14 protein-coding genes are annotated in these 17757 nt (G+C 43.1%); 1 reads left to right on the forward strand and 13 read right to left on the reverse strand.

The window, feature by feature from the left end:
- Nucleotides 1-2: 2 nt before the first annotated feature.
- Genes ACF8CV_RS21635 through ACF8CV_RS21660 form a run of 6 tightly spaced genes read right to left on the reverse strand, consistent with a single transcriptional unit; the run spans nucleotide 3 to nucleotide 9681 of the window.
- Nucleotides 3-515: a hypothetical protein gene (locus tag ACF8CV_RS21635; protein ID WP_392417526.1), complete on the reverse strand. Its 513-nt coding sequence runs from the start codon at nucleotides 513-515 to the stop codon at nucleotides 3-5.
- A complete protein-coding gene (locus ACF8CV_RS21640) occupies nucleotides 515-724 on the reverse strand; it encodes a DUF2997 domain-containing protein (protein WP_207804365.1) in 210 nt (69 codons plus the stop codon). Before ACF8CV_RS21640 ends, ACF8CV_RS21635 begins: the two co-directional genes overlap by 1 nt.
- Nucleotides 717-2945, reverse strand: coding sequence for a hypothetical protein (locus tag ACF8CV_RS21645; RefSeq protein ID WP_392417529.1), 2229 nt, complete (start codon nucleotides 2943-2945; stop codon nucleotides 717-719). The genes ACF8CV_RS21640 and ACF8CV_RS21645 overlap by 8 nt, the downstream gene beginning before the upstream one ends.
- Nucleotides 2942-4624, reverse strand: coding sequence for a hypothetical protein (locus ACF8CV_RS21650; RefSeq protein ID WP_392417531.1), 1683 nt, complete (start codon nucleotides 4622-4624; stop codon nucleotides 2942-2944). Before ACF8CV_RS21650 ends, ACF8CV_RS21645 begins: the two co-directional genes overlap by 4 nt.
- Nucleotides 4617-8066 carry an AAA domain-containing protein gene (locus ACF8CV_RS21655; protein ID WP_392417534.1) on the reverse strand — a complete coding sequence of 1150 codons (3450 nt, stop codon included), beginning with the start codon at nucleotides 8064-8066 and terminating at the stop codon, nucleotides 4617-4619. Before ACF8CV_RS21655 ends, ACF8CV_RS21650 begins: the two co-directional genes overlap by 8 nt.
- A 10-nt stretch (nucleotides 8067-8076) precedes the next feature.
- Nucleotides 8077-9681, reverse strand: coding sequence for an AAA family ATPase (locus tag ACF8CV_RS21660; protein WP_222774669.1), 1605 nt, complete (start codon nucleotides 9679-9681; stop codon nucleotides 8077-8079).
- 167 nt (nucleotides 9682-9848) lie between these two features.
- Between ACF8CV_RS21660 and ACF8CV_RS21665 the strand changes: the two genes are divergently transcribed.
- Nucleotides 9849-11162 carry an ATP-binding protein gene (locus ACF8CV_RS21665; protein WP_392417538.1) on the forward strand — a complete coding sequence of 438 codons (1314 nt, stop codon included), beginning with the start codon at nucleotides 9849-9851 and terminating at the stop codon, nucleotides 11160-11162.
- A 143-nt stretch (nucleotides 11163-11305) separates the two neighbouring features.
- Here the strand turns inward: ACF8CV_RS21665 and ACF8CV_RS21670 are convergent, their stop codons facing one another.
- The 7 genes from ACF8CV_RS21670 to ACF8CV_RS21700 form a co-directional block, all read right to left on the reverse strand.
- Entirely contained in the window at nucleotides 11306-12424 is a 1119-nt protein-coding gene (locus ACF8CV_RS21670; RefSeq protein ID WP_392417539.1) for a hypothetical protein, read from the reverse strand.
- Between the two features lie 10 nt (nucleotides 12425-12434).
- Entirely contained in the window at nucleotides 12435-13439 is a 1005-nt protein-coding gene (locus tag ACF8CV_RS21675; RefSeq protein ID WP_392417541.1) for a YecA family protein, read from the reverse strand.
- A 12-nt stretch (nucleotides 13440-13451) separates the two neighbouring features.
- Nucleotides 13452-14807: a type II toxin-antitoxin system HipA family toxin gene (locus ACF8CV_RS21680; protein ID WP_392417544.1), complete on the reverse strand. Its 1356-nt coding sequence runs from the start codon at nucleotides 14805-14807 to the stop codon at nucleotides 13452-13454.
- A complete protein-coding gene (locus ACF8CV_RS21685) occupies nucleotides 14797-15087 on the reverse strand; it encodes a helix-turn-helix transcriptional regulator (RefSeq protein WP_001011876.1) in 291 nt (96 codons plus the stop codon). Before ACF8CV_RS21685 ends, ACF8CV_RS21680 begins: the two co-directional genes overlap by 11 nt.
- Nucleotides 15088-15464: 377 nt before the next feature.
- On the reverse strand, nucleotides 15465-15890 hold the full coding sequence (locus ACF8CV_RS21690) for a phosphate-starvation-inducible protein PsiE (protein WP_005458957.1): 426 nt from the start codon (nucleotides 15888-15890) through the stop codon (nucleotides 15465-15467).
- A gap of 129 nt (nucleotides 15891-16019) precedes the next feature.
- Nucleotides 16020-16859 carry an ABC transporter ATP-binding protein gene (locus ACF8CV_RS21695; protein ID WP_005458953.1) on the reverse strand — a complete coding sequence of 280 codons (840 nt, stop codon included), beginning with the start codon at nucleotides 16857-16859 and terminating at the stop codon, nucleotides 16020-16022.
- A gap of 36 nt (nucleotides 16860-16895) precedes the next feature.
- Entirely contained in the window at nucleotides 16896-17753 is an 858-nt protein-coding gene (locus ACF8CV_RS21700) for an ABC transporter ATP-binding protein (protein WP_171055971.1), read from the reverse strand.
- Between the last annotated feature and the right edge of the window lie 4 nt (nucleotides 17754-17757).

A 17757-nucleotide genomic window follows, 5' to 3' on the forward strand; every position in this document is an offset into this window, starting at 1 on the left:
CTCTAAACCATGCGGGTTAAAACGAGTTGTATTTGCCCTTTACTGTTGCGGGTTTCCTTAACCGAATACCCTTGTGATTTAGCTTTTTCAATCGCCTGTAAGCGGGTTGCCTCCACTCTTGCTTTGCGTTGCTCTTCTAATCTAAGTCGCTCTTGTTCGGCAAGTTCTTGTAAATAGTCTTGGTAGATAACGTCATACTCTTTACTCAGCAAGGTAAGAAACTTTTGCACAGAGATGTATTCGCGTGATGCCATGGCTGAAGCGGTAATATGTCCGTTCATTTCATCTGAATCATGGCGTAACATCCAACGCCCTTGCTCAAAACGAAAATGCTGAATTCCGTTATAATCTTTTCGATTTGTAAAAATATCGCCAAGTTGTACACCGCCATTGTGCTTTAAAGACCTGATATTTGATGCATCGACTTTAAGCGGCTCTGCACCTAGAGCTGCTAAAGCCTTAATCAAAACCGTTTCAATAGCAAACGGGGTGGTCGTCTTGATTACTGCACTCATTAAGACCTCCCTTTAATGGTTTGGATGTACGCTTTTTTAACCGCTTGTAATTGATGATACTCGTCAGTTTTTTTTACCTCCCCAACAGCACCATTCAGATCGAGCAAATCATCAAGCGCTTCCAAACAACTTTCACCTTTAAATCCTGCGGTTTTGGCTGTTATGGCTCCATCATCATCGATAGTGATCACTATTTTTTGCTCAGGCATCCACAGCCTCCTTATCACACACAATTTTGGCATTGAGACGAGCCGCGTCTTTTTGGGCTTGTTCAAGCTGCTCTTTTTTGTCAATAATGAGATAGCGCTGTTGTTTATATTGACGTAACTCAGTTTGGTTAGATGGTAATTCTTCAGCAGGCCAAACAAATTTGGCTTGCTCTTTATTAGCCTCTTTCAGCCCTAATTGTTTATCTAACGCATCTGAGGGTTGATTGGGCTGGTAAGTAAAAACGACTCCATGATCTTCCAGTGCTTGCTCTGCTTGTTTGCGTTGTAATTGGCTTTGCTCAAACGCTTTATTTGCATCTTGAACATCTCGTTCGATTTTCTTACTTGCTTCATCAACATTATTTAATGCTTTTGCAAAGGCTTGGTAGTTATTTTTCCAAACTTTTTCTTTTATGGTGTTTTTCCAGCTTTTAGCTTGGAGTATCGTCATATTAGAAAGCGCACGTCGTTTATCCTCAGGTAATAATGATGCATTCACTTGAGGTGCTTCATCAGTTGGTATGACTAATTCTTCCAATTGTTTTTCATTTAAACTGGCCGATGCCTTTTGCCAACTCGCTTTAAAATGTAGCTCAGCTTGCTTAAGCGCGTCTTCTCGTCCGTCATTCTTTTGCTTAAAGGTTGCCTGTTTTTGTTCTGCAACGGCTGTCTTTTCGGCTAACTCTCTTTTTAACGTCGATTTTTTAGCTTCCCAATTCTGATGCTGTTTCGCTTCATGTAACTTCATTGAAGTCTCAGCCATTCGCTGCTGAATACCTTGTTGAAAATCAGTGAGACGTTTACGATATGCTTCGCGCTCAGCTGGTGTTGCCATTGTGACTGACCACGCTTTTAACGCTTCAAGTTCTTTTTCGAATTGTTTTGCCGACTGCCCTTGCCCAAGTAAAAAACCTTTAATAAATTCTTTAAGCGAATCGGCTATGCTCTTTTGCTGTTGATTAATCGTGTTTTGCAACGATTCAAGTGTTGACAAGCTTCGCTGCCAATTATCTTCAGCGTGCTGCCAATCTTGATACAAAGCGTCTTTTTTTGCTTCCAATGGGCAATATGGGGGATGTATTTTGACGCTAAAGTCCATGTAATGAGCAAGACGGTCACGTCGCCATTGCGTCGAGTTTCTGGCAAGCTCATCAGCCGATTTAGCAAAAAAATCGTCAATAGTAACAGTGAAAACATCATTTAACCGTTCGCTTCTTAATAACTCAACGGTCAATATGTTTTGTGGATGATCACCAAAGCGCACGGCCTGTTGTGACGGAATATCACCCAAAGTAGCATTGAGTTTGAACTGCCACGCAGCGTTATCATGTGCCTGCTCAAAGGCTGCTGTCATTTGCTTACTTTGACTGGCAGATAACTTAAGACACCAGTTGGTCACTGAAAAGTCAGGCGTATCAGGTAATAGCCAGTCACCATCATCTGAAAATAAGATATTGGGGATATTTGATTCTGTTAACGCTACTCCATCATTTGCTTTTCTGTCGATAAATTTTGAATCTGTTGACAGTAATAGCCTTGATGGTGTGTTTGACGAATTGAAATCTGAGCCGCTCGCAGCCTTTAAGCTTGAGAACGAATCCGTTAAGCACGCTTGTAAGGTGCCATAAAGATGATGCGAATGATTGGGAACGATATTGCTATCTGGATTTACCACTGCTTTTTGCTGCTTATTATGCTCAAGGTATTCATGAGTTGCTTGCTCCCAAAATAACTTACAAAAACTGCGATAGCTGTCTTCTCGTTGCATCGACTCTAACTCAATAGCTCGGGAATGAGCTTGGTCATCAACAAACACATCATTGGTAGTCAACAAGAAACCTTGCGCTTGGAGAGTAACATGATCGCGCAGCATCAAAGTTCCTTGCTGCTTAATTCCAGTTCGGATCAAGCATCGGCCAGATAACATATCAATCGCCGTCTTACTTTGGGTTTCGTCACCTAATAACAGATAGATACGAGCGCCTTTATCGGCCTGATTTTGCAGCAGCTTAATTACTGTCAGGTCTTTTATTGATTCACAAGCAATTAGCAAGGTTAAACGTGCTTGATTGATGAATTTAGCTAGCCATGCGTTATCTATTCTGAGTAACGACTTAAATAATTCACTATCTCCAGATTGCTGGTAAAAAAAGTTGGACAGTGGCTGCTGTGTAAAATCTATTTGAAATCGTTCATTTCTGGTGGTGAGTTTAGCCATCATTCGACAACCTCCATGCTTTGTAACTCGGCGGCTGTGCGCCTTATGTGTTGCTGTAAAAATTGCGGAAGTTCAGATCGCTCTTTAGGAATAAAGGTAGGATACCCATCGATGAAGTAAGAGCCTTCTTGCTCTTTAATAAAATCAAGCCCACTAGTACACTCCCAACAAGTCACTTGGTTTTGGCCAATAAAAATCCAAAATCGCCCATGATTTTCATTTCTCTTTTCAATTATTCGCTTCTGCCAATTAGCAGGTAATTTAGCTTCCGGCCCTTTTTGAGCCGCTAACGTTAACAACTGACCTTGCGCATCACCAAAGCAACGCGCGACTGCGGCTAAGTTTCGACTTTGCCGAGAGGTATGCACATAACGATCTGAATAAATAACGGATTCCACATGCTCACCACCAGTAAGTTGATGCATAAGGTTAGCTAAAACCAGCTTATCGCCCTCAACTAAATTAATCGGTAAGTGTAATTTTTTGCTGTTTGATGGGGTTAAATCAGCCAACGCCGCTGCATGCCAATATGCTTTAGGCTGCTTGTCGCGCGCGAATTCTGCCAGTAAGTTCTGTGGGTGATACAGAGGTAATTCATAGTGTTGCAATGCATCCTGATCGAGCCAAGTCGCCTGCTGCTTACGAGCCGATGCGCTTGGCTGGTATGAATCACTATAATAATTATCTAACCAATGGAGATGCCAAGCTTTCGCATCTTGTTGGTTTATAGGCTTAATAGGCAAATTGAACGCTTCCCATTGGCTATAGTTTCCAGTCGCTAACGTCAAATTATTTTGTGAAACCTTGTCTAACACAAATCGCTGTACCGCGTTTGCATCACGTTTAATAGTTTCCAGTTCCACTGCGACTCGTTGGCTCTCTTGATGCCAAATGCCATTACATTTTTGAGCGATGACTTCCATCACGTCAGCAAAATGCTCATCAAACCCGTTTAGCGACATTTCTAGCTTAAACGGTTGGTTACCTCCTTTGTTGTTACTAAACTGCAAGGTCTCTATTTGCCCTTGTAACATTAAAGAAGAAGTGGAAAAACCCAGTTGCCAACTCAGCTGGATCGTCGCCTCTTTTTCTGGTGAGCAAATAACTTCAGGGGTTAATCCAGCAAGGCCTAATAACGAGGGCTCCAACCGAGTGGAGGAGCTTTGTAGCATTTCTTCCAAAACCTGAATATCAAGCGGCTGTTCTGTATTCTCAAATTTAAACTGTGAGTTTTTAGCGTCGCTCCCTTTCTTCCAAATAGTCTGCTTCGGTTCAAAAAAAGCCGTATCTCTTTGAATAAAAATAGGTCTTGTGCCAAAAAGAGGATCGCTTTCAGTATACCAAATATGATAAAAACCTCGCTCTTGGGTGTTGAAGTAGCCACTCGCTTTCACTTCTTCACCCAAGTTGGTTAAAGCAGCATCGGTCTTATTCCACAGTTTTTCCCTGCTTAAATAGTCGACAAGCCTATTAGGCATTTCTCTATGACTATTCTGCACTGCCGTCAACAGCGAAACTAAATCAGGTCGCTCACGAAAAAAAGCCAACTGAGCAATCATAGGATAGCGCTTTAACATGACCGATCTTTTCATTGTCAAAGAAAAGGACCTAGCATCAATCTCGCTGACGTGGTTTTGCGACTCTAATTTAGCTGACGCTGGTTGTTTTTTATTTTTAGCCACTAACTTTACTTCCCCTGTAATTGGAATTATGCCTGCTATTTTTAGAGTTATGAGTCTCTAAGGCTTGCGCTGAATTCGCTAAATTTTTCAGCTCTTCTGTGCGTGAGCGGTTGCTGAAGTAATCATGATTACCAGCAATAACAAGTTGATATCTGGCTCGAGTAATGGCTACGTTGAGTCGATTAGGCGAATCCATAAAACCATCACGATGCGTGTTCACCATGGATAGAAAAACGACATCAGCTTCTTGGCCTTGAAAGTAATCCACCGTTGCCAACTTAATGGCTATACCTTTGTAATTAAAACGAGCATAACGGCTTTGATTTCCGGGTAGCTTTTTCAGCGCATCGCGCAAGGCTTTTTCTTGTCCTTTGTAAAAAGTCAAGATGGCCACATCGTATGGCTCATTTTTTTCATTTTTCGCATTATCTTCAGCCCAGTCACAAAAAGCTTTTAGCTCGGCCATTACTGCTTCAACTTCTTGCGGGTTGCTATTGCCTTTTTGAGTCTGACCATTCACATTCAACCAGATATTACGCGAAACATAACGTGAGTAATCCCAGTCACGCGCACTGGTGGTATATTTACCATCAACCAAAATACCTTGGGGATAAAACTGTGTTCGTGGGAACTTAGCTATCTCAGGGTGCATACGATGCTGATAAGTTAGTGTGGTGTGCCGTTGTTGTTTTTCGCATGCAGTAAAACCTTGGTTGAGGGTGGTAGGTTGATCTTTCCTGCGCTTCACTAAACCATCACCAGAGAGTGCCTCTAATATTGATGGAAAAGCGATATTTTTTACCATGTGAATACGGCCATCAACATCAATAGATTTAGGGAATAGGCGCTGTAAGGTTTCTTCAAGGTAACCCATTTTTCGCTTTTGATTTTGTGATAAACGCAGCCAATATTCACGCTCTAACCGCCAACAAACTTCCTCAGACCATTTACTACTGCTAAATCGATCTAACAATTCGCTTTGAATATCAAGGCTATTTGTAATTTCGCTATTTTTGATTTTAAAAGCTTTGGTATTTATACCTTGGCGATAATATTGACTCGCATGTTGCGTTCGCCACCAGCCTGAGTGTAAGACAATACAGTCTTGCGGAATGAGAGGCTGAATATCATCCAGCCTTGTTTCATCAACAAAGCAGAGAGTAAACTGATAAAAATGCCATGGTTGCGCCTTGATGTCTTGAACATCTTTTACCCATTGAGGATCATTTGGTAGGCGCTGAGAGGGAATCACAAGGATATTATCCAAACCTGCACTGAGCTGTTTTTGCTGTTTTCTATGAGTCACTTCTTGCTTTATCGCACTTATAACCCCAGAAGTTAAAGGTAGGATCATAGGCTGTGAGTAAGGTGTTTCTTTTGAGCCTCTAAGCTCTTCCAACAAAAAACACGCACGCTGTACATCTGCTGACAGGGTTTGCGCTTTGCTCTTACCTCGAGCTGGCGTTATCATCAAATTATCCAGGTTCGCAACGATTTGTTCTCGGTCAGTAAATGGTGACAATTGACGAATGTCACCCACTAAGACCCAGCGCTTTGCAAAGCGAGCAGGCACTAAAAACTCCTGAAAAGTCGTTTTACTGCATTCATCGATAATCATGACATCAAACGGTGGCTCCCCCGCATCTAACACTATGTCCCTATCATTAAATAAGCGCAGAATACCGATTGTGGTGCCGCAAACCAGATTGGATGAATCAACCATGAGCTGCTTACTTATTGAGGAACCACCTGCCACTGATTTGTATTGGTTTAGTAAGTTATCGAACTGAAACTCTTCAACACCCGTCGCATTGCTCTCATCACCAACTCGCAGGGGATGTATTACTTGACTTAAACTCTGACTTTCTTTAACTCGCTCTAGTACATTATTAATGGCCGCATGAGTGGATGCTGATAGCAAGACTCGCTTACCCTTAGTCACTAGTTGATAAATGAGCTCAAGAATAGTCGTTGTTTTTCCTGTCCCAGGCGGACCATCCAAAATGGTAAAGTCATTACTTGCTAGCGCTTTACTCACAAACTCACGCTGTTTATTACAACCATCAAAATCTGGGTCTGATAACACTTGCCACTCAACCCCCTGTTCAGGTATTGGAGTCACGTCAGGCCATAGAGTCTGACTTCGCTCTTGAAATAACTGAATAAGCGGCCAATGCGCCTTTGCTGGGCGACACATCAATTGGTTCAGCGCCTCTTTTTGCCGGCGTAGTTGACTGGTATCGACACTGATGCGGATCTCGCGATTTTTACCATTTGAATTTGGATATTCACTCTGGTGGTTTTTTTTACCTCGTTGATTTCGAGCTAATAAAATTTGTCGCTCTTCCGGTCGCGCTTTTAAAACTCTAAAACCCTCGTCATGTTTGCGCTGAGTAGCATCGAGAATTTTGCTGTTTTGATTGTCGTCAAAAAAATAATCGAGATCCGATTTTCCTGTATCATCTGAACCGATTTTTTCGAAAAGTTGAATCCATTTTTCTTTATTCTCAATTTGAGTCACTTGCCACTGTATTTCTGGAAAAGCAAGGCAGCTAATTTTTTTTATCGCAACACGTTGCTCTTCATTTATCCTTTCAAGGACAACGCTGTTCTTTTCAGTTGAAACTACCCATGAGTCAACATTTAACGTGAGATCCTCAACGCTAAAGTGACTCACGCTCAACTCAGCTAATGCCTTATGAGTAATATCGTTAAGTTGGCATGCATTGATAGCTGGCCGCTCCAGAGAGAACACCAACCAACCTTGTTTATTGCGCTTGATGGACAAGGATTTGAGCGAATTCTCATCAAAAGATTTGGCCACCGAAAATGGTATATCTTGACCATCAATAGATAAGTGACTACTCGCTTGTACATAACCTTGAATCTTAAGGCGTCCGTCGGCTTGAGAAACAACCTTGCAAGGTTGACCATCCACATAAATGGTATTCAACTGGCCAATCTCTACGGCTAATGGCCTAAGCTCCAATTGGTAGCCACTCCATGAGACTGGCTCCTCGTCTAATTCCATACTGGGTAAATAAAGCCGGAAATCGGGATATTTCTTATATCCGCATTCAGCAAGTTCATGTTCTCTTTTGCTTTTCCCTTTCCCCTGAATAATTGGATCCATTTCATCTGGATCAAATTCCGCATCTGGTTGTTCACCGTCAACAGAAATGATTTGATACCAGCCAGCCAGCTCATTTATGATTTCTATTTCTGTATAAGGCACAAGTTGCCAAATACGTTGTTGCGGTGTAATACGAAAGCGCTGCCCACCGACAGGTAACCAGCTACAACTGACCTCTTTATTCTCAAGCGCTTTAATGCTGTTCTCTAAATAATGACGAAAAGGCATTAATTGATCATTAGTTTGCTTGTCGAAAGCTGCAGCTTTAGCTCCTTGCATCTCCAACGCAGTAAAAAATGGGTTTTCCATAACAACTCACTTAGATAAACGGGTTCTCACCTTCTTGCTTAAGGCGTGGTTTTTTATTATTTGAATCATTTTCTAATTCTTCTGGCTGTGAAGAGCTTGCACAAACCGCACGCCCTTTGGCCCATTTTCGTGTTTGACTAATCATTTCTGACATGGTTAATGACAGTGGAGACGTTGCAGAAACGGCTTTTAGAATATCTTCTTTCGCTAATTGGTGGCCTTCATCAAAGGCAATAAACATCGCTTCTTTTACGGCTTCTTCAAGTTCTGCGCCAGTAAACCCTTTAGTCGCGTCAACAATCGCGTCGAGATCACCGTCTACAAAATCATCTAAACGATTACGCCTTTTAAGATGAATCGTAAGAATTTCTTTGCGATCACGCTTAACCGGCAAATCAACAAAGAATATTTCGTCTACTCGGCCTTTACGCAATAACTCTGGCGGTAACTGTGCAATATTATTTGCTGTAGCAACCACAAAGACGGGCTTTTCTTTCTCCTGCATCCAAGTTAAAAAAGTGCCTAATACACGCGATGTTGTGCCGCCATCAGTCGCGCCTGAACTCTGCATGCCAGATAAGCCTTTCTCTATTTCATCAATCCACAAAATACTAGGAGCAAGAGCCTCCGCAGTTTGCAAGGCTGAACGAATATTGGCTTCTGATTGTCCAACAATACCACCATAAATTTTACCCATATCCAGTCGCAACAAAGGCAGTTGCCAAGCATTCGCAACCGCTTTAGCAGCTAAACTCTTACCTGTACCAGGTAAACCAAGCAATAAAACTCCGCGCGGTGTTTCTAAGCCAAAATCACGGGCATCTTTAGTAAAAGCTTGTTTTCGGCGGTTTAGCCAAGACTTTAGGTTATCAAGTCCGCCAATATCTTCTAAAGTGGCTTTTGGATGAAAGTATTCCAAGTGGCCACTTTTGCGGATGACTTGCTCTTTTTCATTTATTATATGAGGTATTTCTGACTCAGTGAGTCGCTTAAATTGATAAGCTACTTTGGAAAAAGCGAGTTGCGCTTCACTGGTTGAGAGCCCTAGAGCGGATTCAACTAATGCGGGGGTTTCTTGATAGTCTCTGTCATCAAGTTGAAAACGTTGCTGAGCTTGGCGCATCAACTTAACTAAATCGTCAGATGAGGGCAAAGGAAGTTGCATAACTTGTACTTCCTTTTCGAGTTCAATTGGAAGCATTTCCATGGGCTGTGAAAGCACTAACGAAATACCTTCGATTTGTCGACTAGCAACTGCAACAGTATACGAGCGCAATCGAGAAACAAGAGTATGTTCATGTAAATAATGGTGAAAATCTTCAAGCAGAATAATACTTTCGAGAGAATCATTGTTTTTAGATATTTCATTAATCCAATCTAAGATTTCAAAAGGTTGACAGGTGCCTTCAAAATCTTCAACATTTTCAAACTGCTTATCACTCGGGTTATATCGTTTTAATCCTTCACAGCCATTCCACAAATAAAGATCACGCTGTAATTCTTCCGCTGCCTGAATACAATAAGCTCTAATTCGCAAAGTCTCATGACTGATCACTTGAACTATGGCTGCTAAGGACTGAATATTAACCTTAAGTTGATCGCAAAAATTACTCATATAAAATCCGTTTCTTCATAATTAAATAAAGAGTAACATGCATGCAGCAGAACGGACAAACACTTTTATGCGCATAAAAATGTAAAATTCCGCACTTTTCTGCGCGTAAAAGTGTAGAATGAGTTATACTACAGGCAGTTAACAGTCTTAATTGGCGGGAAATGACAATGCAGCGCAACTTACTAAACGCCCTAATAGCATGGAAAAATCAACCGGTGCGCAAGCCATTATTGATCGATGGTGCAAGACAAACAGGTAAAACCTATCTGCTACAAGAGTTATTTGGGAGCACCTTTGCCAACATCCTTCGTATCGACTTCCTTGAAAACCCTGCCTACAAAGAAGCGTTCGATGGCTCGTTGTCACCTGACGAGCTAGTAATGAACATTGAGTTGTTAACCAACCAAGCGTTCAACCCAGAAACCGATCTGCTGATATTAGATGAAATTGGCGAATGTGAACGTGCCGTTACCTCACTAAAGTACTTTGCTGAAAAAGCACCGTCCTATTTTGTCGCTGCCAGCGGCTCGAATATTGGTTTGCTCAACACCTTCCCTGTGGGCAAGGTAGAACAATACAATTTACGACCACTGACCTTCCAAGAATTTATTTACGCATCCAACGAGCAAGCGCTGATCAAAGCGTTTGATAGTCAAGCAAGCACACCGGCAGTACACACCAAATTGATGGACAAACTCACTGACTACTTTTTTACTGGTGGTATGCCGGAAGCCGTTTCTGCTTGGTATCAGTATAAGGATTCACGCATTCTAGAGCGTGTTGAAAAAGTCACAAAAATTCATGCCGATTTAGTGGAAGGTTATCGCCGCGATTTTGGTAAGTACGCGGGCAAGGTCGACGCCACACTGATTGAATCGGTATTTAATAGCATTCCAGCCCAGCTATCACTTGTCAGCGATGAGTCGGTTAAACGCTTTAAATTTAAGCATGTGCATGAGCGTAAATCTCGTTATAGCGATTTTGAAACCGCGATCCATTGGCTTAACTGCTGCCGCTTAGCTTTGCCAAACTACCCTATTGAAGGATTGCCGAAATCTCCGTTAGCGGCCTATAAAAAAGAAAATATGGTGAAACTGTTTCTGTTTGATGTGGGCCTGCTTAATCATATGCTCGGCAGCAGTTATAAAGAAATTAAGCAACAAAACTATGAATACAAAGGTTATGTGGCTGAAAACTTTGTGCAACAAGAGCTCACTGCCATTGGCGTTGACCCAAGCTATTCATGGAATGACGCCCGCGCCGAAATCGAATTTATTTTGGCGACCGATGAAGGCGATATCGTCCCTGTGGAGGTCAAAAGTGGTAAACGTACAAGAGCAAAATCGTTGGCATCCTACGTTGAAAAATGTACTCCAAGTAAAACCTTTAAGTTAACGGGTACACAAGGCTCATCCGCATTAGAGCAAACCAATATCGTGATGCCTTTGTATTTCACGCAGTATTTACCACAGAGATGGTAAAAGCGCGTTGCTTAGACCCCGAGGTCTACACAAAGTGACTTCATAGGTAACAATTTGTAGACCTTTGGTGGGCTTACAACCTTTCAACCAACCCTCAATCGGTTTTTTGCTAACGTCATTTGGCCAGCCTATCGCCTCATCGTTTAAAGCAAATCACTCAAGCGATTTAACAGTGCTTTACGGCTATTATTCGCCACAACAAAGCGCTTAAAGCGTTGTTCAAACGCCGCTTCATCAGCTTTGAACTGATAGGCCTCAAACAGCTGATGCAGATAGCGTGATGCCGCATCGTAACCACTGGCGCAAGTTCGATCCGCTTGCTCTTGTGATTGCTGCCAGTAGTGCTCACGTTGATTGTAGATATCCGTCAACGCTTTTTCTTTTTCCGCTTTTTCGATAGCTAATTTTTTTGCGAGTGCTGCGGCTTGCTCTTGCTGTAATTGACTTTGCGCTTGCTCAATGAAAGGAGAAATTACCTCGGGGGTTAACCAATACTGATAGATCTCGTCTGTGTTAGCGGGTTCTTTTCGCGTCAGCGCTAAGGCTTGGTGTCGGGTTAGCTGGCCTTGCTCAAACAGCGTGCGTAAAAGCGTGTCTTTCTCTGCTTGCGAGAGATTATGGAGCCACGAATCAAACTGAAATTGGGTTTGTTTGGCTTGGTGACTGGGTTGCTCCTTCAGCACCATGGCGAGTGCCTTAACCAATGCTAAGGGAATATCATACAGCGCTGCAAACGCCTGCACCTCTTCATTAAGGTGCTCAAAATCGAATTGAATTAACGGCACTCGCTCAACGTCATCATTAAAATCAAACATTTTGAGCCACATAAAGTACACAAGGCGCCAATCCCCTTGCATTAACCCGCTGCGTAACCCAGCTAAATGCTGGAAAAATTGGTCGGCATGCTCATCGTCAAAATATTCGTCATACTCCTCAAGGGAAAAAATCAGCAACTGCCACTCATCGTTTTCGTGAATATGAAGCCCATTACTTGAAAAGCAAAGTAAAGCTTCAGGGAGCGTTCCTGCTGGTAGCTTGATGTAGGCATCGATTGAGCCCCAATCGGCATAGTAAAAACCGATATCAAAGTATTTTAACATCAGCTCAAAAGGCTCTGCCTTTAAGTCACTGTAGGTGTAATACACCTGAAAGGACGTAGCGCTGATCTCGGCACGGCTTGAAATGGCCCTGAGTGCTTGACGTGCTTTAGCATCTAAATACCCATCCAGACGCTCAAATTTATAGTATTGATATTCGCTCACGATGACCTTGTTATGTATTTATTGTGAATTGAAAAGTTTGTTTCAATAAAGGCAGTACCTGTACCGTCCTACCAACAGATTCCGTGTTTAAAAAACTTCTTGGATCAAGGGTCACAAATCCCCAAAACTGTAAAAATCGCTCAATAAACCGTGATTCGATGAGTATGCTTAAGCTTCTTTCCGGCGAGAAGTAATCATCTGCTGGGAAACCCTGTAGTAAATCTGGGAAAGCCACTTTCACCTCTTCAACCAGCAGATCTACACTACTGTGGCTTTGAATACGCCACAGCATAAACAGCCAAAAGGTTCGCAAGTCGGCATCAAACTCAAAACCGTCCAAATAGCCCCAGTTATATTTGCTGATGGCGGCTTCTAACATAGGTTTAAAAAATGCTTGTATACCTAACACCTGATACTGCTTTTGCGCTGATTTTTTCACATGGTAGCGGCCGCTACGTCGATAAATAATACCGCTAATTTCGGCAAGCACTCGGGTGTAGTGCAAAGCATTAAACTTGTCTTCGTTGCTGCCCGCAAACTCGCTGATACTAATGTTACGTTCGAATTGAGCAACGGCAAATTCGGGCAATAACTCACTGGCCTGTTTGACTAATTTAGTCGGTAAGTTGCCTTTAGTTGTGGCTTTGAAGGAGCCTTCTTGCGCCATGGCATCATCAAGAATGAGCGCTAGATAACGCATCACAGGGCTGGCAGAAAGAGAGTCGGGAGTGCTGATTGTCACCCACTGTAATTGATCAAAAGGCGCATAAAGCCAATTGGCCATTTGCGTTGGCGTCACGCCACAAAAATCGGGATGAGGCTGATTATTGCGATCTTGCACTTTGTGCTGCAAAGCGGCATTGAGTTCATCAAGACTCAAATTTGGGTTCATGGCCAGCATAGCTTCAACATCATCGAAAACTTGGGCATGTTGCTTGGAAACGCTGCTCATACAACAACGTTTAAATTTTTTACCACTGCCACAATGGCAAGGATCGTTTCGGCCGAGCTTCATTACTGTCCCTTCTTATTGTTGTAGAAAAAGCGCTGCATTTTCTTGTTTACGCTGATCCAATGTCTTAGCAATCGCAGACACTGTTGTTTTACTGATCCCTTGTTGCTTGGCAAGATACGTAAATTGGCTGATGGCTTCTGCGACTTCTTCAAAAACTTGCTTTGCATCATTCCAATTCGCAAAGCCAGCACTAGTAGCAAGTTTTTGCATCACCTTAAGCGATGGCGCTTTGCCATAACCGCCGAAAGCAGTGGCGTGTTCGTTGAATGGATGCGGGCTGTAGGTAACATCGTAAAAAGGGGCAGGATCCCATTGACCGTCATCCGCTTGCAAAAACGCCCAGTTTTTACTGTGGTCGTCTTGATTAGACGACAGCAGATTAAAAATGGCGCGGCGAAATTGCAGCTGTCCAGCCGCTGGCGATTTACACAACTGACGGCTGGCTTTAATTAAATCAATGTAATCTAAACTTGGCGTTCGAAAGTCTGCATCCAGCAGCCCGCAAGCGCTGTGCATATGCAATCGACCTGCACTGCGCTTTCTGCCTAAGTCGGCCTGTTCAGTGACATAATCAAAACGCTTAAGCGCCAACCAAGCAGACGCACCGCTTGTAGGTGGTGCTTCAATGAGTTGCCATTGCGGCGGTTGACACTTAGCAAGTTCTGCCATTTGTAAATAAACTGCCTCGCACAAACCTTCTTCATGGCCGAGCGCGAGATTTTTAGAAGTAAATTTAATCAGCCAAGCCTCATCTCCAAGCTGAGCGAAGGTTCGACAATACTGAGTTTCCCCAGCAGGCATATAAATTTGTGCCTTAGGCCTTGCCCCACCCGAACTACCTCCGGCGACTAATGCGGCCAACACCTGTTGAGTATGCCCATCTAACTCATCGTGATTATCATCCATATAATCTGACATTGAAGCATCGAACAGCGTTTGTGCTTCTAAGCCCAAGGTTGCTAAATCAATGTCCGCGTATGTCGTGGCTGAAAACTCAGACACCGGAGAAAAAGACAGCGCTCCCATGCCTTTATCACCGACAAAGGCCAGTCTATCCATCGCCGTTAATTGATTAGGTAGGATGCCCTTTTGCCGGAAAATACGATCTTGTAACAACATGCCCCAGCCATCGGGCAAACAATCTCCAAATACGCCATGTACACCTTGGTGCGGCGCTTTAGGTGCGGCTTGAACTAGCGTATTCGCTTGCAAGGTAAACGGTGATAAATTGCCAAACTGCTGCAAATAGTCGTCAGTATACTGAAAAAAAACGCCTTGCCGATTCTGCGCCAAGACTCCAACTGATATCTGCTCACCTGAGCTTAGCGTACGAGTAACATTAAGCTTCTGAATCGGTTTAAAACTCATCTTTTAGCACCTCATCAATACTCGTGGGTATAGCAGCGCGTTCTTTGCTAAGTTGCGTGAGCTGATAAAGCCTATCTAGCGAATCAAGTGTCTGCCATAGCAACAGCAATTGACGAAATGAAATTTGCCCGGTCAGCTCAAATTTCTTAATGGTGGCCGCAGGTACACAGCTTCGCTCAGCAAGCGCCGCTCGTGACAGCTTTGCCTGCTTGCGTAACTCACGTAAATAAGCCGCATAAGCTTGGCTTACATCGGTATCATCAAGTAAGGTAAAATTCATCCGCAAAGACCAAGTGGTTACAGTTATATCCATTATAGCGAAATAAAACAGAACTTGGATACTATAATATCCATCAGTGCGTAGAGTGTTGAAAAAATTACTCGATAAAGCCTTTCAAAACTGCTATTTTTAGATCCTAACAGCAGCATAAAAACGGCACTGTTTTTCCATTGCTAACCACTAAGATTTAGTAAAAGCCAGAGGCAAGTGGTGGGCAGTTTGGTGGGCAAACAGGCATTTTTGAACGGTTTCTTTTCGATAACTCATTGAGTTTGTTAGGGTCTAGGCCGCTACTCAATGAGCAGATCCAAAACATCGAATAATCTAAAAACATTTAGATTACATATTGAAAGCCCCGCTTAGTGTGGGGCTTTATTTTATTCGTCTTTTTCCAAGGTTCGGTTGTCAACATACGGCCAATAGTGGTGTCCAACGCGAATCACCAAGGTCGCTGCCGCCAAGATAAACGCCGCAATAGAAAGCCAAACCACCAAAGTGGCATCCAACTCTTTCATACCTAAGGTGATGTAGCGAGCAATGGCCATCATCGCGATATAAATAGGATAGCGAACGGGGATCTTACCGTTCATTACAAACTGCTGCACCATCGCTAAAACTTCAAGATAGATGAACATCAATAAGATGTCCGTCAACAGCACTCGCTTCTCAACAAAGACGTGAATGAACTCTTGAGCCATGGCATAAATAGTTGCCAAGGTAATAGCGACCAACAGAACCGCTTCTAAGATGTGGAACATCTTTAAAAATGGGCGACTGAACGATTTAGGTAAATTTGATGGCATAGCCAATTATCCAAGCAAAACCAAAGAGATAAGCTTTGAGTTTAGCATGCAAGATAAAAAAGGATACATAAGAAAAACGCCCCGTTTATTTAACGGAGCGTGTTTTCTTGAATGCGATGGTGGCACGGCTTACGCCACTTGCTGCTTTTTTTCTGCCACACGCTTTTTCTTGCGATATTTAGGATGGGTAATCGGAATCGCGGAGAGCAGTTTCTTGGTGTAATCGTTTTGTGGGTTCGCGTAAATTTCTTTCGCATTCCCCGCTTCCACCACTTTACCAAAGTACATCACCGCAACTTTATCGGAGACATGCTTAACCACCGACAAATCGTGAGAGATGAAGATGATGGCAAGGTTCATTTCTTGTTGAAGTTGCAGCAACAAGTTGAGAATTTGCGCCTGAACCGATACATCCAGTGCAGATACTGATTCATCACAAATCAACAGCTTTGGCTTCAGTGCTATCGCACGAGCAATACCAATACGTTGACGCTGGCCACCAGAGAATTCGTGCGGATAACGGTTCACAGCCGTTTCAGGCAAGCCAACTTTCACCAACAGCTCTTTCACCCATTGTTTACGCTCTGCAGGAGTGCCTATTTTATGGATGATATACGGCTCTTCCAAAATCATACCAATGGTGTGACGCTGGTTAAGTGACTCCATTGGGTCCTGAAAGACAATCTGCATGTCTTTACGCAACGAGCGCATCTCTTTGACAGAGAACTTTGTGATGTCTTTGCCTTCAAAGAAAATCTTACCTTCCGTTGGCTCGTACAATTTTAGAATCGTACGTCCTAAGGTACTTTTACCACAGCCAGATTCACCAACGAGTCCCAATGTTTCTCCTTCTGAAACCGACAAGGAAACGCCGTCTACAGCTTTGATCGTGTAGCCCTTCTTAAACAGTCCTTTACCAGATACAAAGTGCTGCTTAAGATTTTCAATTCTTAATACTTCTTTGGCCATAACATCCTCTTTTATGACTTGTTCACTTTGCACCAGTTAGCTAGCAAACATGCTGGCATCGATTGGTTTGATATCAATCATCTGCTTAGGTTCGTTGTCCAAGCTTGGCATTAAGCCCATCAAACGTTCCGTGTAAGGGTGCTGCGGATTGTCAAACAGCTCAAAAATCTCCGCTTTTTCGACAATACGACCACCATACATTACCGCAACGTCATCACACACTTCAGCTACTACGCCTAAATCATGGGTAATGAAGATCATTGCCATGCCCGTTTCTTCTTGAAGTTCATTCATAAGTTCAAGGATAGACGCCTGTACCGTTACATCCAGAGCTGTCGTTGGCTCATCACAAATCAAAATGTCTGGTTTACATGCGAGTGCCATTGCGATCATCACGCGCTGGCGCATACCACCAGATAGGTTGTGCGGGTATTCGTTGAGGCGCTTTTCTGGCATTGGAATTTTCACTTTAGCCAGCATTTCTACCGCGTAGGATTCGCGCTCTTTTTTACCTAACTCAGGACGGTGTAATTCCAACACTTCGCACAGTTGGCGGCCAATGGTATGCACTGGATTCAACGCCGTCATTGGGTCTTGGAAAATGATCGAAATGCGGTCGCCGCGCATGGCGTACATTTCTTCCGCTGGTAGCGACACCAGATTGGTACCTCGATAGTTAACCTCACCATTGACAATATTTCCGTAAGGCTTTGGCAACAGTCCCATGATAGACATGGAGGTCACGCTCTTACCACAGCCAGACTCACCAACGAGACCGAGCGTTCGTCCTGCGCGAACATCAAAGTTCACGCCATGGAGTACTTTTACCGGGCCATCATCCGTGATGAATTCCACTTCGAGATCTTTTACACTCAAAATTACATCGTTTTCCATAACA

Source organism: Vibrio sp. zbq_1 (genome assembly GCF_043102935.1).
In the GTDB taxonomy this organism is placed as follows: domain Bacteria; phylum Pseudomonadota; class Gammaproteobacteria; order Enterobacterales; family Vibrionaceae; genus Vibrio; species Vibrio parahaemolyticus.